The 21243-nt window shown below is 45.6% G+C and carries 8 protein-coding genes; 1 reads left to right on the forward strand and 7 read right to left on the reverse strand.

Annotated elements, in window-relative coordinates:
* Positions 1-6: 6 nt before the first annotated feature.
* From CHB62_RS02655 to CHB62_RS14800, 4 genes are all read right to left on the reverse strand, one after another.
* Positions 7-1560 carry a RagB/SusD family nutrient uptake outer membrane protein gene (locus CHB62_RS02655; RefSeq protein WP_089365598.1) on the reverse strand — a complete coding sequence of 518 codons (1554 nt, stop codon included), beginning with the start codon at positions 1558-1560 and terminating at the stop codon, positions 7-9.
* Positions 1561-1591: 31 nt separating this feature from the next.
* Positions 1592-4693, reverse strand: a complete 3102-nt coding sequence (locus tag CHB62_RS02660; RefSeq protein WP_089365599.1) for a SusC/RagA family TonB-linked outer membrane protein — start codon at positions 4691-4693, stop codon at positions 1592-1594.
* A gap of 1159 nt (positions 4694-5852) precedes the next feature.
* On the reverse strand, positions 5853-8666 hold the full coding sequence (locus CHB62_RS02665) for a fimbrillin family protein (protein ID WP_089365600.1): 2814 nt from the start codon (positions 8664-8666) through the stop codon (positions 5853-5855).
* A 51-nt stretch (positions 8667-8717) separates the two neighbouring features.
* Positions 8718-8885 carry a hypothetical protein gene (locus tag CHB62_RS14800; RefSeq protein ID WP_167386084.1) on the reverse strand — a complete coding sequence of 56 codons (168 nt, stop codon included), beginning with the start codon at positions 8883-8885 and terminating at the stop codon, positions 8718-8720.
* 946 nt (positions 8886-9831) lie between these two features.
* Here CHB62_RS14800 and rbr point away from each other — a divergent pair.
* Positions 9832-10485: a rubrerythrin gene (gene rbr / locus CHB62_RS02670; protein ID WP_089365601.1), complete on the forward strand. Its 654-nt coding sequence runs from the start codon at positions 9832-9834 to the stop codon at positions 10483-10485.
* 344 nt (positions 10486-10829) lie between these two features.
* Here rbr and CHB62_RS02675 read toward each other — a convergent pair whose 3' ends face one another.
* The 3 genes from CHB62_RS02675 to CHB62_RS02685 form a co-directional block, all read right to left on the reverse strand.
* Positions 10830-14003 carry a sialidase family protein gene (locus CHB62_RS02675; RefSeq protein WP_158296862.1) on the reverse strand — a complete coding sequence of 1058 codons (3174 nt, stop codon included), beginning with the start codon at positions 14001-14003 and terminating at the stop codon, positions 10830-10832.
* Between the two features lie 384 nt (positions 14004-14387).
* Positions 14388-17735, reverse strand: coding sequence for a DEAD/DEAH box helicase family protein (locus CHB62_RS02680; RefSeq protein WP_089365603.1), 3348 nt, complete (start codon positions 17733-17735; stop codon positions 14388-14390).
* On the reverse strand, positions 17735-19735 hold the full coding sequence (locus CHB62_RS02685) for an Eco57I restriction-modification methylase domain-containing protein (RefSeq protein ID WP_089365604.1): 2001 nt from the start codon (positions 19733-19735) through the stop codon (positions 17735-17737). Before CHB62_RS02685 ends, CHB62_RS02680 begins: the two co-directional genes overlap by 1 nt.
* Positions 19736-21243 lie beyond the last annotated feature (1508 nt).

The following is a 21243-nucleotide window of genomic DNA, read 5'->3' on the forward strand; positions in this document are numbered from 1 at the left end:
TATCGTTTAACGCTGCCACCACATCTTGGTTGCATAGTCGTCATTACCCTTTAACAGCTGTACAGCCTTAATATAGTTTGCCTTGTTATTGGTAGCCTCATCAATATCAAATGGGATACGATTGGCAACTTGGATGCTATAGTCTGTTGACTGTGCCAGAGGGAACACCTTTGGATAGCCTGTACGACGGATTTCGCTCCAGCCTTCCTGTCCGTTAGGGAACATTGCAATCCATTTCTGAGTAATCAGACGCTCCATCTTCTGCTCGTCAGTAGCTGAGTCGTCCCATTTGATAGTGATATTGCTGACAGCATTAACATTCCCACCGTAGTCGCTGATTGGGTCGACATAGTTTGCCTCAGTTGATGTGTTATCAGCCAAGTAGGTCGTTGCATCGCCAGCACCCCACTGTTCGAAGGAGAGTTTCACACCCTCTTCATAGAGACTCTTAGCGGTACCACCCATATTACTCCATCCTGCCAACGCACCTTCTGCACGACAGAAAGCCATCTCAGAAGCAGTGAGCCATACGCCCTTGCTGTCCTGCTTGATGTTAGCAGCAGAGTAAGCCTTACCTGCTGTGGTCTTATTACCAATCTTTGCAGCGGCACGACAGCCGATAATAGCACGGTTGCCAGCCTCTTCTGTAGGCTTAAAGAACTTTGTCAGACGTGGGTCGTTGTAACCTGTGAGGTAGCTCTCAAGGTCGGCACAAGCACGGCTATCGCCCCACTCTACGGATGTCTTATACTGTCCGTTTGGTGTGTAAGCTATAGCGCAGTTGTCCTCATTGCTTGTGATGACACCGTCCTGTACTGCCTGCTCACCTAATTGCTTAGCCAATGTTGGCTCAACATAGCGGATGCGGATAGCAATACGGAGCTTCAAAGAGTTCGCATACTTCAACCATTTAGCCATCTTACCTTGATAGACCTTGTCATGACCATCAGCGATAGTCATATTCTCGTTGGCAGCAACCAATGGTTTGATGATGTCAGTTGCCTTGTTGAGGTCAGCAATGAGACTCTTGTAAACATCCTCCTGTGATGAGTAAGCATTGCCATCAGTAGCGTCAGCACCGATAGGGAGTGGTCCGTACATATCTGTAAGACGCATGAACGACTGTGCACGGAGTATCAAAGCCCAAGCATAAACTGGTCCTTCGCTCTTTGTCACACGTGCAATCTCCTTGAAAGCAGACACCGTCTTTGTCATAGAATCCTTGAACGGATAGCGTACCCAACCATTAGGTGCATTGAGACGAGCAAAGTTCTTCTCTGAGAAACCATTATTAGCGTATGTCATGTAACGGCCTAAGTAGTTACCGATAAGGTCTTCGTTCATCTGGTAAGCATTCTCCTGCTCAGGGAAAGCCTCGTTCTCCATCTGTACGAGGAAAGATGAGGTTTGATAGTTGTCGCGTGACAAGTCTTCGAGAGAAGCACCCGTTCCTGGACGGTTTGCCTCTTGGAATCCGTCTGTACAAGACGACATTGAGCATAGCAGCACACTTGCGAATGTGCAAGCTGTGACCGCTTTATATATATTAATCTTTTTCATTTATATTTCGATTAAATGAGTGGTTAAATGTTTAGAATTTAAGCTTCACATTGAAACCAAGTGAACGGAGGCTTGGCTGCATGAGGTAGTCGAAGCCCTGATAGTAGGTACCTGTTGATGCTGTTGCCTCTGGATCGAATGGTGCCTTGTTGTAAAGCATAAGGAGGTTGTTGGCTGTCAAACCAAGTGTCAGCTCCATACCGCCTAACATTCGACGTGGGAAGGTGTAAGCAAGGTGTGCCTCCTGGATACGTGCGTTGGTTGCACTGTAAATATACTCTGACCAGATTGGGTTCTCACCACCTACTACAGCATAGTATTTCTCGGCTGATACCAAACCATTGTTTACTGCGATACCACCCTTGTCGCGAGCGTCAGCAGATGCCTTAGACACACCGTAAGCATCCATCAACGCCTGTGTCTGTGACATTACGATACCACCGAAACGTGCGGTAACAACGAAGCCGAAGTTGATACCCTTCCAAGAGAAGTCGTTAGAGAAACCGATGTTACCCTTTGGAAGTACTGAACCACGATAAGATGGATTAGAGAGATTCACCTGTGATACGGATCCGTCTTTTACAGCGATGTTGCCTTCTGCGTCGCGCTTGAAGTCGCTGGTCATATAGAGGTCGCCCATCGTACCACCCTTCTTAAGAATGATGTTAGCACCACTCAAACCACCTTGGTTGATAACCTCGTTTGGATCGTCGAGCAACTCAACAATCTTGTTGCGGTTAGCACTGTAAGTGAAGTTGGTGTTCCATGCAAAGTCGCCCCATGAATGGCCATAACCCAATGAGAGCTCAATACCACGGTTTCTTACGTTACCCGTCTGTACATACTCTGAAGAGAAGCCCTGACCGCCTGTGATAGGACGAAGGAAGGTCTGGTTGCGAGTGTTTGACTGATAGAGTGTGACGTCTAAGGTCAATGCGTTATTGAAGAAACGTGTTGTCAAACCAGCCTCCCAAGAGTTGGTACGCTCTGGTCGGAAGTTGGATGGGAACTTATAAGTTACGGTGCTATAAGTACCTGACGCTGGGTTATACTGATAACGCCATGGTGAGGTGATGTTTGGAGAAATCGCTGAACCTACTGATGCCCATGAGCCACGAACCTTCATGTAGCTTATCCATGATGGGAGCTTTGCCATCTGAGAGATGACTGCTGACATACCTACTGATGGGTAGAAGAATGATACGTTGTCGGTACCGTCCAAAGCTGAGTCCCAATCGTTACGACCTGTTACGGTCATAAACAGCATACTGCGCCAGCCTAACTCGACGTTAGCAAAGAGTGAGTTCACCTTGTGAGCATTGTCGGTAAAGATAGGACGATTGTCAGCTGTTGCCGTACCGTAGTCGATTGCGTTTGGAGTGAACAGGTTAGATGGTGCCTTCAAACCGCCTTGGAATCCTGTTACATTATACTTATGGCGTGTGAACGAACCACCGAGGTTGGCTGATACTGAGAAATCGTTTAATGTCTTGTTGATATTAAACATCAAGTCGCCATAGAGTGAACGGTCATTCACCTTGTCATAACCATAGAAGCCATAGTTTGAGTGTGCGAAGAGATTAGTCGTTGTTGCGTAACGCTTGTCCTGCTGTTTTGTGTTAGCATCGTCCCAACGCAGACGACCCACAACGTCCATCCAATCGAAGATCTTATACTTAAGACTTGCACTAACCATGTAACGGCTACGATTGTTTGAACGAACCATACGGTTGGCTACCCAGTATGGGTTCTGCATACTCAACGCATCACCGAAGTTCCAGTTCTGAACGTTGATACCTCTGGCTGCATCATAAAGCTCGTAAGTACGAACGGCATCGAAGCTCTCACCACGTGGGAAGAGATAAACAGCGGTCAATGGGTTGAAATACTGACCCTGTGCTGTCAAGTTCTTATCATGCTCCTTGATGTAATTGAAGTTGAAGTCGAAAGTCATCTTGTCGTGCAAGAACGTTGTTGTATTGCGGAATGCAAAGTTATAACGGTCGTAGCTGTTATTAGGAATGATACCCTTTGCATTCGTTGTACCTACTGAGATATAGGTCTGGTTCTTGTCTGTACCTGCTGTCAGAGCTACGTTGTTCTGAATGTTCGTACCAGTATTGAAGAAGTCCTTTGGCTCATAGTTTCCATAGACTGATGGAGTCTTTGCACCCCATGACTTCACTTCGCCAGCACGGTTTACGTATGAGTTCTGGAACTCTGGCATGATAAATGGGTTAGCAAACTGTGAACTGTTACTTACTGTCACGCTTACCTTACCCTCCTTACCTTTCTTCGTGGTAATCATGATGACACCCTGCGCAGCAGCTGAACCGTAGAGGGCAGCAGCAGCAGGACCACTGAGGACGCTGATTGACTCGATATCCTCTGGGTTGATATCGGCAATACCTTCTGAACCTGGCTGTGAACTGAACGCACCACCTGAAATCTCTCCTTGACTGGTGTTGTTGATTGGCACACCGTCGATTACATACAATGCTTGGTTGCTACGGGTAATTGACTTAGGACCACGCATCACAACGCGCGCTGCACCACCCATACCAGCTGATGACGCATTGATGTTCACACCGGCTACCTTACCAGCGAGGGAGTTCATGAAGTTAGGATTCTTAACCGTTGTAAGGTTCTCACCGCCTACCTTCTGAACGTTATAGCTCAACGCCTTCTCTGAACGCTTGATACCCAAAGCGGTTACCACAACTTCCTCAATCTGATGAGCCTCAGCCTTCAAAGTGATGTTCAATGGTGCATCACCACTTACCTTCACCTCCTCGGTGTTCATACCGATATAGCTGATGATAAGGGTAGCACCCTTATGAGTCGTAATCTCAAACTTACCATCGAGGTCGGTGGTGGTACCATTCTGCGAATCCTTTACGCGGATAGTAGCACCAATGACAGGCTCTCCGGTGTTGTCAACGATTGTTCCGGTAACCTTCACGTCACCACTTGATTGCTGTGTCCCCATTACCTTTGCGGCATTGGCCTTGGTAGCTGCAATGATTACGTTCTTGCCAATGTTGTCAGCCGAAGTGACATGACTGCTGGCAAAAGCGGTCAAAGAGCAGCAAGATAGGAAAACACTTACTGGTAGAATCTTTCCTTTTCTCATTAGTTATTTTATATATTTGTTGATAATCTTATTCTGACTTAGGTAAACCTATTTATGTCTTCAGCAGCTCCCTCCTACACTAAAAGCTCCCCTCACCATGAAGGGCTCTCACATTGTAGAGATCCACCTTATATATATAAGGACTCCATGTTATATATATTGGAACTCCATGCTATATATATTAGGACTCCAGCTTAATATATATTAGCCTTTCATCTTATATACATATCAGTGTAGTTCTCATTCTCTTTACGGTGTCCCTTAAATTAGAGGTATTCCCTATACTAAATAGGTATTGTCCAAAAGTTATCCATGACTACTCATGCGCTTACGGTTTTTTCTGTAGCTTTGTTATTACAAAGATAACACTTTACACAGCTATAACACTTAATTTATATCAATAATTTAACAATAATAAACACTATTATCATGTTTTTTACTCACTTTGCGAATAGTTAACACTATCCTATAGACAGAATAACCAAGCAGGGACAGGGTAAGAGGAGACAGGGTAACAGAGGGACGGAGTAAGAGAAGACAGGGTAACAGAAAAACGGAGAGGGGTAACAAGGGGGAGGTGATAGGGTAAGAGGAGACAGAATAACAGAGGAAACAGAAAGGTAACAGGGGCGGTGACAGGATAAGAGAAGACAGGGTAACAGAGGAACAGAAGGGAGTAACAAGATAAAATAACACTTGACTACGAATTACACAAATTGCTCAAATTACGATGATTGCTCCATTTGATAAGTTTGCTAAAACGGCTTGAATTTGTGAGGATGGCTCTATTTACTAAGACGGACAGAACGGATAGAACGGCTTGATTTTGTGAGGACGGCTCTATTTGCTAAGACGGACAGGACGGATAGAACGGCTTGATTTTGTGAGGACGGCTCTATTTGCTAAGATGGACAGGACGGATAGAACGATCCCTCTTTCCTTCTCCTCAACCCCTAATTTAGTTTTATTTTTCTTTGCTGTCACTTTTAACATTTACCCTAATCTCGTTGACTACAAACCACTTACATGCCCACAAAACATGACAGGAATGACAGCAACTTCTAAAAAGCAAATAACCTCCCCTACACCAGACAACACAAAACAACCTCCCAAACTCGCGTCTGAGAGGCTGTAATTATATAATAATGAAAAGTTATGTTTACTCTGCTACTGGGCGTACACCATAACCATTCGCATAAGAACCAAGGTCATCTGTTGCAGGAGAATTAATTGTTGCTATTGTACCATCTTTCATTGATGTACGGTAACCAAATCCAAGACTACCAGCACCATCAGGCTTAGGGACTGATTGCCAGTAAAAACCAACAGTACCATTAGCAGTTAATGCTCCACTTGTACCATAACGGGCACCTCCTGCTTGGAAGTAGATTTCCTTATCGTTATCAACTTTGAATGCATAACCATTGCTCCATACAGCTCCTGTCGTGCTAAAGCCCATGAATGCATGTGCATCAGGCACCTTGAAACCTACAGGAGAAGGGTCATAGATGGTTTTTACATTATTGCGAACAGAACCATCAAGCTTATTATTGTTTGCAGACCACATATTAATAATCTGTTGATAATGCCAGCCTAATTTACCACCACCAACTTTTGGAAGCATTATGCCTGGATTTTGAATACTACGTCCAATAGTACGGGTCTTCATCTTAATTACATTAGCAGGTTCATCTCCCTTATCTTTAGGTATCTCTACATAGTTGTTATCGAAGGTAAAACCTGTTGTATTGATACCAGGCAGTGGATCCTTACGTCCCCACTGATAAAGATTTCCATATCCTTCGCGAACATTATTGCCTGGAGCCTGCTTAAGCGTAATAGTAGCAGTCTTCTTTTCGCCTGTTTCAGCCTGTTGTTCTATCTTAACAACAACTTCACGCTTAAGTCCACCTGTCCATTTGGTGTATTTCCAACCAAGGTTATCAGTCATAAACTTATATTCAGACCCATCACTGGTAACGGCAATTTTCTTAAGAGAACTCTTAGGAGTAAACCATAAGTGCCATGACCACATTACCTTATTACCTGCTGCATTTGTTACTGCAACAACGGCATTTCCATTCTGCAGGTTCTCTTTCTTGATTGTAAAGGTAAGGTAAGAGTCTGCGCCACTTCCTGTAACGGTAGGGGCTGTAACGATGTCCTGGCAATCTTCCCAAATAACTTTTGCACTTGTTGCTTGGTCTGAAGCATTCTGTATGTTGATATATGGAGAAGTAATTGGATCATCGTTATGATCAACGAATGTATGTAAGATGAGGTCTTCAGGATAATATCCGCCACCTGGTTTCGGTAAGTGAGTAACTGGTGCTGTACTTGTATATGCAGAAGCGTTAGTAATCCCTCCCTCAATAGCATTACCATAAACCAATGGAATACGGTATGTACCAGGTGCACTGATAATGTAACAGTTTGCTGTATTCTCTATAGCTGGATCACCTTTAGCATTAGCAAGATTGTAGTTTGTAACAGAATCTGCAGTCTTCATTGCATTGTTGAAATCAGCCAAAACGTCACGTTGGTTGGCTTTGAAGGTAGCAGTATATTGCTCAACATCTTGTGTTGTTGTTCTGCCTTCATTAGGAATAGTCAACCAATCAGGCTTCTCACTCATAGAGAAGGTACCATCTCCATCAGCGTCATAGCTAACTACCTTCCATTTAACAGGGCGATGCTGCTTATCATCGTCTACGTATGATGTAATCTGATATGATGTAGTTGCACCTTCAGTGTTTGCTGCTTCAGTTGGATTAGGAGTAGCTTCGAAGGTGTATTTAAGGTTATTAGCAGACTGTGACAATGCGTATGTCTTTGTTGTACCAGCCTTCCAAGTACCAGCGAATGGTGCTACGATAGCTGGAGAAGCTTGATTGTCGAAGTAAACCTTTACCTTGACATCCGATGACAACGTTTGTGGAATCATGTAGAATGTGAAGCTATCACCATCCTTACCAACGATAGTCTCGTTGACATGACCAGATGTGTTTACGCTGATACCACTGAGTGTGAAGGTTGCAGGAGTGCTGACATCAGACCATGCACTGTTGAAAGATGCACCAGTAGTAGCCTGTACTGATGAAGGCAAAGTGAACTTACCCTTGCTCTTTGCACCAACAATCTCAATCTTTGTAATCTTATGAGTACCTGACAAGCGGTCGCCAATCTTGAAGCGGATAGCGGTCATTGCGTGCTGGAACTGCAAAGGAACTGCAGGCGCAGTACCCAAGGTTGCATAGTGAATAGGTGTTTCACCTGTACAAGCAGTCATCAAGTCCTTCTGATCCTGTACACCTGGTTCAACCTCAATGTTTACGTATGGAGTTGAAGTGTTTGTTGATGGAGATAATGTTAGCTTACTGTATGATGTTGTTACCTGTGGATAAACAGCATAGAAGCGTGCGTATGGCTCACTCCATGACCAAAGTTGAGTCGTTGCGAGTGTACCATTAGCATTTACCTCAGCATTGTAGAACCAAGGAGTGGTGCTGATGCCTGTTGCAGAACTACCACGATAAGCGATGGCTGAGAACTTGCCCAGCGTAGCGGTTGTGGTAATCTTAGCACGTGTAGCCACTGCATTATCGTTTGTAAAGTCGTCGTCAATACCAGCGACCGTACTCTCTATAAGGCAATACTTACTGTTACCAGGGATTTCTATCTTGCGTGTTGCAAGGTCTTCAGGTGTCAATCCCTGTGTCTGTAGCTGCTCTGCATAACCAGCACGAGTCATTGCAAAGTTAGGGTTAGCCTTTGCTGCCTGCTGAGCTTGCTTGTCGGCAGTAGTTACCTGAAATCTTACGGCAGTGCCATCCTGCCCAACATTTGTAGAATCAAGTTCATTGTCTGAGCAGGCAGTCAGTCCCAAGATAGTCAGTCCACTAAGACATGCAAATGTGAGTGCCGCTGTTGATTTGCGTCCAGCATTGCACTTGCGAATATTATTTAACTTCATGAGTTGGTAATTTGTTTTGTTTTTTACATTTAAATAGCCTACATCTCCTAATTAATTCTCTGGTACGAGGTTTGTATCATCATCGTCCTCTGTAGGAGGAACTACTATAGGAGTCGTTTTAACAGGAGGACTACCCGCCAAGATTGGGCAATCCCCAGCCAAAGCAAACATCGTAATCTGTGGCTCAACATAAGCCTTTTTCTCTTCGTTCAGTTTCATTTTCTTATAATTACATTTCGTTTGGGATATCGTTTTATCAGGTTAATTTATGTCGTTTACAGTGGCTTTTACTTATAAACGCATACTAAAGATATGACTTAATATGTTAATAATACCGTATCATTATCCTAAAATTGGGTGCAAAGTTAATAAAAGTCACATAAATAAACAAATTTTGCTTAAACATATTAAAGCCCCATCAATCATCGTAACTAATTGATGACCAACACCTTTATTCTATATAAGTTCACTTTCTAAGAAGCGTTTATTTAACTATTTTTATACATCGACAAGCTATTAAATGAGCCTCTCAACCCTTCAAGACTATCAACCAAGAGAGGATAAAACGTAGGGGACAGGGTAAAAGAAGACAGAATAACAGAGGAACGGGAACAGGTAACAGGGGAGGAGACAGGGTAACAGAGGAACAGAGGGGGTGTCAAGGGGGCGGGACAGGGTAAATGGAGACAGAATAACAGAGGAACAAAGATAAAGGAACAAAGATATAGTAACAAAGATAAAGTAACAAAGATAAAGTAACAAGATAAAATAAAACTTAACTACGAATTACTCGAATTACCAGATTTGCTAGTCATGCTAGTCATGCTAACCCTGCTAGTCATGCTAACCCTGCTAGTCATGCTAACCCTGCTAGTCATGCTAGCCCTGCTAGTCCCGCCAGTCCTGCTAGCCCCACCAGAACAGCCACCCACCCCTTCTAAGCACTGTTAATACTAATTATTCGTTGTCTAAATAGGTCTGTCTATACGAAAAAAACAGCCGTTAATGTTGACAGATTGGAAAATAATCTCTACCTTTGCACTCGCAAGATTGTAATAATTACAGGATATAAATATACCATCTATAGAGCTGAAAATCAGCAGATATTAGTCTACACGCTCGTGATAAGCGAAACAAGAAATAACATTTATAATACAAAAACATTATGAAAAAGAAATTTATTTGCACTGTTTGTGGTTATATCTACGAAGGAACAGAGGCACCAACAGAGTGTCCAGTATGTCACGCTAAGGCAGAGAAGTTCAAGGAGTTCGACCCAGAGGCATTGAAGGGTACTAAGACTGAGCAGAACCTCAAGACCGCTTTCGCTGGTGAGAGCCAGGCTCACACCAAGTATCTCTACTATGCTTCAAAGGCTAAGAAGGACGGCTATGAGCAGATTGCTGGTTTCTTCGAGGAGACAGCACGCAACGAGAAGGAGCATGCTAAGATTTGGTTCAAGTTCCTCCACGGTGGTGATATCCCTACAACAACCATAAACCTCGCTGACGCAGCAGCTGGTGAGAACTATGAGTGGACTGATATGTACGAGCAGATGGCTAAGGATGCTATGGAGGAAGGCTTCCCAGAGTTGGCAGTTAAGTTCCGCAGTGTTGGTAAGGTTGAGAAGCACCACGAGGAGCGTTACCGCAAGCTGTTGAAGAACATCGATGACAAAGTCGTATTCTCACGTGACGGCGACTGTATCTGGCAGTGTCGTAACTGCGGTCACATCGTTGTTGGCAAGAAGGCTCCAGCTGTTTGCCCTGTATGTAACCACCCACAGAGCTTCTTCCAGATTGAGGAGACAAACTACTAATACAACGCAAGCATAATTCCAAAATGCGTTTACCATATCATGCCAAGGTCCGTAAGGGTCTTGGCATTTTGTTTATCCCCTCTCCCCCACGTCTCTCGTATTTCTCTAATTATATCGTTTAACTCTACTATTCTTTATTTCTCCAACCCTTGAAGATAGCATGAACCTTCCTTATCCATCGATACGATAGCTATATTTCCAAAGAATGCCTCGGTTAAACATATTAACATATTTCATTCCACGCATAGCCTCAGCAACAATTGGATTACGATAATCATTGACCGTAGGGAAGTTTTCAGGATGAGACTCTCTATAACTTTCTTTTTTTCATTTATGCTTATTCTTTAATATACCACCTTCTTCCCATCAACAATATACACGCCACGGTGCTGGAGAGAGTGGGGACTGAGACGCTGACCATGGAGGTTATAGATGGTATGGGGAGCGGTGGAGAGGACTGGAGCGAGGCGGATGGCATCGTCTGTCTCGTGGTAGTCAGTGGGCTCGATGAACCATTGGGAGGCATCAGAGGTGGTAGTCCATGCGACGATATTACCGTTGTTATCGGCATGGATGGCTGGGTAAGCCGCTTGGGCTGGGTCCATACTCTGTAGATAACTGCGTCCGTCTATCGTTGACACAATGGTGTATCGGCCCGCATCAGCCTTATTATCAGTGACTAACAGCGGTGTGTTCGTTCGTAGCGTAGGCTTAGCAAACACCTTGTGTTTCGCATTCTTTATCGTCCAATACCCCTCGGTAGTCTCAATGAACTGGAAGAGTACGGACGGATCAGTCGTTGGTGTACTAACAGAACCCTGCTTGAGTTGCGTGCCATCAGTCGTTAGTACCACATTACGCTTTAGGTTGTTTGTCAGTCGATACCACCTCCCACGCTCAATCTTCACACGTGTCACACCGCTAAGAAGCTGCTTTTGCGCTGCAGCCATCGCCTCTTGTGCATGAAAGTATGCTGTCTCATCGCCACCTGTCGCAGCCGTAGCGAGGGCCGCACCGACCCCATCGAGCGAAGCCTCAACGCCTGTCAATCCTGCAGCCACAGGCATACCGACATATTTCCCATTAGCCTCTCGATAAGTGTGAACACGTGAGCGAAGCATTTCGGCAGCCTGTTGGATATAAGGACCACGGTCGACTGTGTGGTCGATGACATATCGTCCGTTCGTCAAGTCCTCCAAAGGTATCTGTTTGAAGATGATGTTATATCCCCCGATACCGCCTGTTGCCTCTTCCTCATAGACGTATCCTATCTTGTCATTCACCAACAGTTCCATCCCCGTATAGCATGATCCAATCTGGCTCACCTGCTTTCCTTTGTGCCAATCAGTCCCTAAAGCCGTCGCTGTTGCATAACTCTCGTAGTTAGCAAGTTCCTTGAAATACACGCCCACACGCTCTCGTGCCGTGGAATGGGTGATACTCTGTAAGGCTACAAAGAGTTTCCTGCCATCCGACACACGCCGTGCTGGGACGATGAGTATCTCGCCATTGACCGCATTGACGGCATTGTTCATTGCTTCAGCATTCGTTTGGAACTCCCATCGGCCCTCTCCTTTGGCGATGTCGGTATAGCTGAAGAGACTATACCCACGTGAGTTTGAACCTCGATTGCGCACACTCACCAGCACACTACCGTCTGGTAGTTCCTCTACCTTAGACTCGTCAGCGCCCGTACTTGGCAACTGCATCGGTCCACCGAGTAGTTTCCATGTTGCACCGAAGTCGTCAGAAAAGATGACAAAGGTAGCGTTCTGCTTGGTATTATTCGTTGGATAAGCGATATACAGACGGTTATAAGCCCCCTGCTTAACGTATCGGCTCTGCATAATCTTCCCACTTGTCAGGAACAGACCATTCGTCTTACCGCCCAAGCTGTTCTTTGTCAAGTTGTATATCTGGTAGGTCAACGAGTCCTTCGTCCATGTTTCTCCACCGTCACTACTATGCAATCGCACCACATGTTGGGGTTGTTCGTACCGACTATCAAAGAAGCTTGTGTGTCCACCGACGCACATCACGAGTAAATTCTGCGGATTGTTCCGATCGACAACGATAGAGGGATCGCCAAAGCTGTAGGTCCACTGCTTCGAACTATGGTCTTGTTGCGCATCACCAGCAGCGATGGTACGATAGTTAGCATCCCATGTCGCGCCATGGTCTGAGCTGGTTTTCATAACGATATCGTTATGTCCATTACCCATACCGATGTCCGATCCCGTCCGACGGAGGTCTACCGCCACAAAAAGCTTACCGTTGCCATCCTGCCCCAGAGCAGGGATACGATAGCCAAAGGGCGACTTCGTGTTATCAAAGACGATTGCTGTCTGATATTTCTCATTGTCGGCTATCTGCTTCTTCACCACCTCCCCGACGGCAGGGGCTATCTGTATCGTCAGCTGTTGGATATGGGCTGCGTCCGTCAACACCTGAAACGGAACACTCTGCAAGGCTATGCCGTCCACCGAGAAAGACTTTGCAGCAGTATTCGTGGCCGTCTCTGTCTTCGCTGTCGTCACATCCTTTACCGTCGTCGAACCCGCCTCTCCCTTGAAAGAGAAGCTATAGCCCGTGATGACATAGCCTTTCTCCACTGAGAGCGTATAGTTCTGACTATTCTTACTTGAGATGATAATCGTCTTTGGCGACGTCGCACTGCTATATCCGATATTGTTTTTTCCATTCGCATTGGCCAAGGTCACGACCGGATCACCAGCGTTAGAAATGAGATAAGTGTTCCATGCTTGTCCCTTTGTCTTCCTGTCTTGTCGATAGAAAGTGGCGTTATCAGGGTCGAGCACACGTGCCTCAAGCACCGTCGCAAAGGCAGGTTCGATGAGAACCGTCGACCCATTGTCCTTTCCACCAGTCCAGAAACAGATCTGACCCGACTGTCCGCTGAGGTTTAAGGCGTATCCATTGGCATCTCGCAATTGCATATAAACAGGGTCGGTGAAGGCTGAAGAGAGGTTGGATGATGCCGAGAACCACCACTTAGCACACTTCGTATTCCCCTCCAACGGCTCCATCGTCGCCTCAGCCGTATTCGTTGCAGGGGCCACAGCGACAAGTGCTTTCGTCGTACCGAAGGCTTTGTTGTATAGTGTATAGCCTTCCTGCTCATTGCCAACGAAGCACCAAAGCTGATTGTCAGGCTGCTGCGGCATCGTACGGTCCACATTCCCCGCCGTTGCAGGCACCTCACTGATACTCCCATCAGCCGCAGCAACAGCCAAGGTAGTGTTCTTGAACTTCAATGTGTACCATCGTGTGCCCTCCGCAAAATCACCTCCTACAATGGTTGTGGGCACAAAGGGATGAAGTGACGTCGCTCCTGCCCCCTGCACACTCAGCCCATTAGTCATCATACGCTCCCCCGTCATCATCTGAGTCTGCCAATAGTTTGCGTGTAGCGGTAGCCCATTCACCATCTTACGCTCCCCCGTCATCATCTGAGTCTGCCGATAGTCTGCGTGGGTCCGTTGGTTATTAGTCCTCATACGCTCCCCTGTCACGATCCGAGTCCACGTTCTGTCCCTCCTCCTTTGGGCATCAAGCAGAGAAGACCATACATCCCCTTTTCTGCTCAATAAGGCTGATAGAGGCTTACAACTACTGATCGCAGTGGGCATCCCCACCCCATCAGACATCCGAGAAAAACACGTGTTCGAGGCCCAAGAAGTTGTAGTAAGGCCACAAAGAAAGATTGCTATAAAATGTTTATACATCTACTATTTAGTTTGTTTTTAGTTTGCTGTCATATTTAACATTTCCTGTAGCATCCTATCTCACAGTTTGTTACGAGCGAAAAAAGATGACAGAAGTGACAGGAAAATCAAAAGTTATATTTTAGAAGATTGTTTCTACATAGGATGAAGGGCCTATTAAAACACCTCATCTAAGAACTCCTCCATCCTTCCCTCCTTAGCCGCTGGCAAACTATCAGCCTGCCTCAAGTGATGATCAGACGCTGAGATATGGATTGTCTCATCAAATCCAAGGATATAGCGCAGGGCGATACGGTAGATACACTCGGTTGGAGCAAGTCCATACACTTGGTGTTTGAAGATATGGCGGATACGTTCCTCCGAGTCTGGATAAGCCTGTTTCATACCCTTACTGTTATAGAGTCTCTTCACAATCTCAGTAATGTATTGCCCCGACTTCATATACAAGTCGGCGAACGTCTTACGTGGGTCATCGAAGCAGCCGGGGTTCTCCTCTTCAAGTAAGTCTACCATTCTGCGCACCGTCTCCTTAGGTGTGAAGATCTGATTCGTACGTTGTGCGGGGATGTAATTGAATATATCTTCCTCGTTGGTAGGCTCGAAGTAATTGGCTAAACGCCTCCGCAAGGCCATGAACTCTTTAACGGAATCATTAAAGACCACCTCATCGAAGAAGTGACCCCTACTGTGTTCCTTCTCGCCAGTGTCCTTATTAATATAGTCGCCTCCGTCTCTCAACAATCGAAACTCCTCTTTCGTCACACTCGTTACCTCTAAGAACACCTCCTCTGGAATATCCTTATCAAAGTTCTGCAAGGTTGTTTCTTCATTACCATAGGCCATCAAGAACGATGGTATCGTACGTGAGAAGCCTCGTAGATGATTACGAACAAGCTCGTTCACATCCCCCTTCTTCTTGTCAATGCGTTGCTGCTCATAGACCTCGGCAACGATTTCCACACTTGCATTCAAGAGTTCTGTCTTCTTCTCTTGTACCTTCTTTTCTAACCTGTCGTCGATAGTCTGCTTCTTTGCATCATATCTCTTCTGAATATCGTCTTGCTGTTGTGTTGTCTTCCCGACACACTCCTCCTTACACCGTAGGTCTAACTTATTCTTATCAACGGCTGCTTGATAACAGTCTTTACCTATCTGCTCGTTTACAGCCTTTCTTATTCTCAAGGCAGCAACACCCTGGTTACGCTTCGTAAGGGCGTCCTCCTTCGACTCCTCGTGTGTCTTAGCATGGGTCATCACCGTGCCTGTCAGGACTTTAGTATAATTGTCTATCAACTGTTCCTCGGCACTCTTTCCCTTCTTCTCCTTTGCTTCACGATATTTTTGGAGCGTATCATTAATCTGTTGTTCTACGTCTTCATCGTCACCGAATATCTTTTCTCCGAACAGACGCTGCTGTCTTTCAGCTATTTGTTCAGCACTCGGTTGTGCATTACCATCGGCATCCACCTCATGAGACAACTGTTCTACATCGTTCGTATCGATGCTCTTATTCTTTGCTTCCTTTACGTCTTCAAACTTATTGATGATAGTCATCAGACCAGGAGAACTACTATATATATTAGCGATATTAGCGAAGAGAAAGTTACTCATAAAGCCACTTCTCACCACCTCCTTAGAGCGTATTCGTCGAGGAATGAGCATCACCTGTTCGGCATCCAACTCCTCCATCTCGCCCTGCTCATCCTCGCCTATCACAGGGAAGAAATTCAGCAACTCTCTGATATGCGCCTTTCTCGTGTCTACATCGCCACCTCCCGATGCCGTGTCAACCGATAGTCCGTTGGCCATCTCCTCATAGATTGTCAGCGTGCGGGCTGGGTCGAAGTCGAAGACATAGGCATTCTCTTTCCTATGATACCGTCCGTCTGTATCCATATAGAGGTGGGGCGTCTGTGCTCGGAAGGCCGTTTGCATATACTGTGCAGGGCTTTTTATATTACTGAGTATCAGCACTGCCGTCCATTCAGGGATAGTTACTCCCGTCGTCAGCTGGCCCACAGAGAGTGTTATCGTCCCTTGTGGGTGCTCCTCAATGGCTTTGCGCACACGTGCCAATGAGCTCTCGTCTTCTATAACCTCGTCTTCATCGCTCTTGCCATCACCTGCCGCAACAACTATCTCAATGCTTGCGAACTCTGGATGTCGTTGTGTGTCTCTTAGCTTCTTTGCCAATGTCTTGGCCGCATCAACACGGTTTAATAGCCAGAAGCTATGCCTTATCTCTTTACGCAAAGCCTCGGTTGAGAAGGGATAACGGGGTTGACGGCTCAGAGCATCGAGCCATTTATCAACCGACTCATCATGCACAAAGCGTCCATGCTCTACTCGGAAGAACTCGTTAAGGTCGAAGGCAAAGGCCTCCGTGTCGCCATCTATCTCCACACCTTGGCTCACCTTCTCTATGACGATGTCGCTCATTCGATAGGTGTACATATTGAGTCTTGGCAGCTCTATATAGGGGTTATGACCCTTTGACTCGTCCCACTGTGCCTTAGCACGGCACTCGTCTGCATAGGTCCAATTGAAGATTGAGCCAGGAGGGAACTTGTCGTTAGCCAGTGCCTTGAATGGAGTTCCACTCAAGTGAAGCGTATGCTTACGACGTATCTGGTCGAAGGCTACATCGGTCTTATAGGTGTCTACGCCTTCATGAGCTTCATCAATAACCAGCAAGTCCCACGTTAGTTGGGCCACTTCCTCCAGTTTTCTATGACTGCCACCAAAGTCGATTGAGCCTTTCAGGTCCTGTAGACTGACAAACTCAATACAGTTCTTTGTACCCTTACCATGCTTTATCTCCTCTACATACTGCTGACGAGTAAGACAGGGCTTAGGCTTGCGCTGTAGCAATGCCTGCACTCGACTCACAAAGAGATAATGCTCTTCACCGACAAACTTTAGGTAGTCCGAATACCACGAGTCGGCAATGGCTGGGCGATTCGTCACGACAAGCACGTTACGAAACTGCATCTTCATACAAAGGTCATAGACGGCTAATGTCTTACCAAAACGGGGCTTTGCGTTCCAAAGGAACTCCGTCTCAGGACAGTGCTTAAAGCTCTCTATCGTCATGCGCACAGCCTCTCCTTGGCTGTCCTCGCGTAGTTGATATTGCTGAATGGCCTTTCCTTTGACAATACCACGGTTCTCTCGGAACTCATAAAACTTCATTTTCGACTCGTCCGTACCAATCTTAAACCACTCGGTCAGCGGCTCTTGCGCATAACCTAACTTGCTTAAATAAGAATGGAAAGCCTTGTCTAAGAATGTCTCGTTCGTTCCTTCATACACAGCATTGCCTTTCCACTCTAATATCCAAGCGATATTAGCCGTGTGGCATTGCTGTTTGATTCTATCTTCAACACTGTCTTGTTCGGTATAACCAATCTTCACCCAACCATCATGATAACTAACTCCAGGTGTAGTATAGGCATATATCTTAGGTAAGACAACGTGGCTGGTCTGTATCTTAGGTGTTCTCATTAGTCCATCTCCTTAACGTGTGTTTCAATAAAGTTGCGCTCCTCCTCCGATAGTCCATACTTATCATATAGCTGCAAGTCTATCGATGAGATAGACTGCGACCAGTCGATGTCGGAGGACATAGTAAAGTCTTGGAGGGGGACGTACTTGAACTTAATAGGAGTTATATCTTGCGTTACTTTTAAAACACTAAGTAGTGCTCTGAGAAATTTACTCTTAATGTATGACTGTAAATGAAGAGCTTCACTTTCTGTATCAAAATTACCAATACTTAAAAAGGTCTCGGTATTTGCGAGCATTGGAAAGCCAAGAATGAGAGAAGCCAGACCCTCTCCAAACTCACCTTTACCCGATGCCTTAGTTAAAAGTATCTTGTACTTAGACAAATTGGAGACCTCATTCACATAGTCACGCCTTATATATTTATAGCATCTTTCATTGTTTTCTCTACCAACGACCATGATATACTCTTTCCCATCATTGGGTTTATTCATATGGAAAACGAAAGGTAATAAATCAAAGATATTTGTTGCCATATCGTATGGATGACCTTTTGTAAGATAGGACATAGCCTTTGGATTCTCCTTGTGCATGGTATCTGTCAATCTATACGATGTTCTTGAAATAGCTATATCAGCAAGAGAATGTTCCTTGACAATAGGTAGTATCTTTTTCAATATGCCGTTTAGCTCTTTATAAGGAGTAAATACTTCTATTTCTCCATAATCCTTTCCTGCATCTCTATACGACACTGCTACGCCTCCTCTAAAGTTTATATTAGGAAAGACCTTAGAACTGTCTGGCTCATAAAAGAGTATTTTCAAGTGTTTATCTGTTAACATCTTCTTGTTCCATACAGCGGGAGTTGAACCTGCATCAAATAGGAAACGTGCTGGAGTTACAAGCTCTACTTTATCTGAAATTGAGTATGCTGAATCCATAAATAGATGATAGACTGGTGGCATATAGTTCTTTTGTTCACCTAAAGTCTCATCCTGATATGGTGGATTTCCAACGACGAAATCAAATTTCATAAGCCATTTTCTTTTATGGTATGTTTTATGTTTTTTGGTAATAAAGTCCGTGTAATTGCACTCGAAACTGTCGGGTGTCTCTGTTGCTGATGGCAGCCATCTACGCAGTCGACATTGCTGTCCGTTATGCTGTAAGACATCGTCCTTCTGACAACCTGCGCACGGTGTGATAGTCTCAATGGTCTCGAACAATCCCGCCTCAACCGTCTTCTCGTCATGACAAGAGGCTGGGACAACAGCTTTCAGACCGTCCATCTGCCATACGTTCCATGCTATTATCTCTGCCGCCTTACGGATGATGTCCTTTGCTGGTCGGCATGAGAAACGTTGTTCGTGATAGTCTACAAAGGTGGCAAGGAGGGCTTCACGTGCCAAGAGGAGGTTGTCGCCTTGCCACTCATAGCCGTAGACATGCGCTAAGGCAAGGAGTGCCCACCGTGTCCATTCGGCATCGGTAGCGAACTCGTTCACCCTCTGCAACTTGCGGTCTAATAGTCCGACACGCTCGTCAATAGGGATAGGCTCGGCCGTAACAGTGTCGTATCGGGAGGTGAGGAAAGGTGCTTCGCCACACGAGATTTCCAACTCCGTAGTCAGAACATAGCGTTGCCACGGCTCCATCTCCCCCTCCAGTCCGTCCTGTGCACGGTTCCATTCGTCGTCGATAGCGTCGTTCATCTTCTTAACGAGCCATGCAGGCGTGAACACCTCAGCCATCTGTCGCGAACGTCGCAGCTGTTCGTCCCTTGTCTTCAAGGCTCTTGGCATGATGATACTACCGTGCTTGCCCGTAATAGCCGATACGGTGATGCTATCGTGCCAACCGTAGCCATCGCCCTCAGCAACGTAACTATCCGTAGCCCAAAAGATATTCTTTTGAGTGGAATGGTCGACTAAGAGCACTTCAAGCAGCCCCGGTTCGTCTCGTAGCAATCTATCTTCAAGGATGTCTATAGGTTCTGACATGATGTTATTAAAGATTTGTTTCCTGCAAATTTACAACTTTCTTGGGAGTTATGCAAGAGTGGAAAGGGGGTCTGATGGGTGTTGGGGGATAGTTGTTAGGTGTTGATGATTAGCCTTGTTGGGTGTTGGGTGATGGATGTTGGGTGTTGATGATTAGCCTTGGTGGGTGTTGGGTGATGGGTGTTAGGTGCTGATGATTAGCTAACGTTGGCTGTAAGGTTCTGTGAAATCGGTTGACTTAATGTCTCTGTGCCCCTTTGTGTGTTCTGTTCATCTGTGTTTTTCTGTGAGAAATAGGACGCACCCACTTGATGAGATGATATACATGCAAATCTTTGGGGAGTTTTATCTCTCACAGAGCGCACAGAGTTCACTGAGCATTTTTGCGCACAGTTTCGAGTCCACAGAACGCCTCCGGCATACAGAGTTCACAGAGGCCTTTCAACTAACATTAGCTGTAACGCTCTGTGATATCGGTTGACTTAATGTCTCTGTGGAATACTGTGTGTTCTGTTCTTCTGTGTTATTCTGTGAGAAATAGAATGCACCCACTCTATGAGATGAGACGCATGTAACTTGCTGGGGAGTTTTATCTCTCACAGAGCTCACAGAGTTAACAGAGCCTTTTTGCGCACATTTCGAGCCCACAGAGGGCCTTCGGCATACAGAGTTCACAGAGGCCTTTCAACTAACATTAGCTGTAACGCTCTGTGATATCGGTTGACTTAATGTCTCTGTGAAGCTTTGTGTGTTCTGTTCTTCTGTGTTTTTCTGTGAGAAATAGAACGCACCCACTTGATGAGATGATATACATGCAAATCTTTGGGAAGTTTTATCTCTCACAGAGCGCACAGAGTTCACTGAGCCTTTTGGTGCACATTTCGAGCTCACAGAACGCCTTCGGCATACAGAGAACACAGAGCGTTACTGCTAAAGATGGGTGTTAAGTGATGGTTGTTAGGTGTTGATGATTAGCCTTGTTGGGTGTTGATAGGAATATGAATAATCATTACAATCAATCAAGCTAAATACCCTCACTTTAGGACTTTAATGTCCCCTATAGCAATGTGCATAACCTTCACGAAATCAGCGTATTACATTTACCATTCGAGGACATGCCCTTCTTGCTCGTTGAAGACGCTCTTCTTGGGTCAAGAAAAGCATGTTCTTGAACGCAGAAGGGCATGTTCTTGTTGCAAGTTCGGCCTGTTCTCGAATGTAGAAGGGAACAGCTTGTAAAATATATTGACACCTACTATTTGAATGATTAGCGTTCTGGAGCCTCACCCCCGGCCCCTCTCCGAATGGAGAGGGGAGTGATTACCGAGATACCCCTGTATGTCCTCAAGATGTTTAGCGGCCCATCTTCTATCAGTAGCAGGCTAATAGGGGTAACCTCACATACTAACTTCCAGTTGGCCCCTCCCCCTTCCCCTCCCCCAAAGGGAAGGGGCGTGATTACCGAGATACCCCTATGGCTAATCATCAACACCTAACAACCATCACTT

Source organism: Prevotella jejuni (genome assembly GCF_900187995.1).
Classification (GTDB): domain Bacteria; phylum Bacteroidota; class Bacteroidia; order Bacteroidales; family Bacteroidaceae; genus Prevotella; species Prevotella jejuni.

What these genes read in the sequence shown, in the direction of transcription:
- CHB62_RS02655 (WP_089365598.1), bottom strand. Translation starts at nt 1,560, where the DNA reads ATGAAAAAGATTAATATATATAAAGCGGTCACAGCTTGCACATTCGCA.
- CHB62_RS02660 (WP_089365599.1), bottom strand. Translation starts at nt 4,693, where the DNA reads ATGAGAAAAGGAAAGATTCTACCAGTAAGTGTTTTCCTATCTTGCTGC.
- CHB62_RS02665 (WP_089365600.1), bottom strand. Translation starts at nt 8,666, where the DNA reads ATGAAGTTAAATAATATTCGCAAGTGCAATGCTGGACGCAAATCAACA.
- CHB62_RS14800 (WP_167386084.1), bottom strand. Translation starts at nt 8,885, where the DNA reads ATGAAACTGAACGAAGAGAAAAAGGCTTATGTTGAGCCACAGATTACG.
- rbr (WP_089365601.1), top strand. Translation starts at nt 9,832, where the DNA reads ATGAAAAAGAAATTTATTTGCACTGTTTGTGGTTATATCTACGAAGGA.
- CHB62_RS02675 (WP_158296862.1), bottom strand. Translation starts at nt 14,003, where the DNA reads ATGAGGACTAATAACCAACGGACCCACGCAGACTATCGGCAGACTCAG.
- CHB62_RS02680 (WP_089365603.1), bottom strand. Translation starts at nt 17,735, where the DNA reads ATGAGAACACCTAAGATACAGACCAGCCACGTTGTCTTACCTAAGATA.
- CHB62_RS02685 (WP_089365604.1), bottom strand. Translation starts at nt 19,735, where the DNA reads ATGTCAGAACCTATAGACATCCTTGAAGATAGATTGCTACGAGACGAA.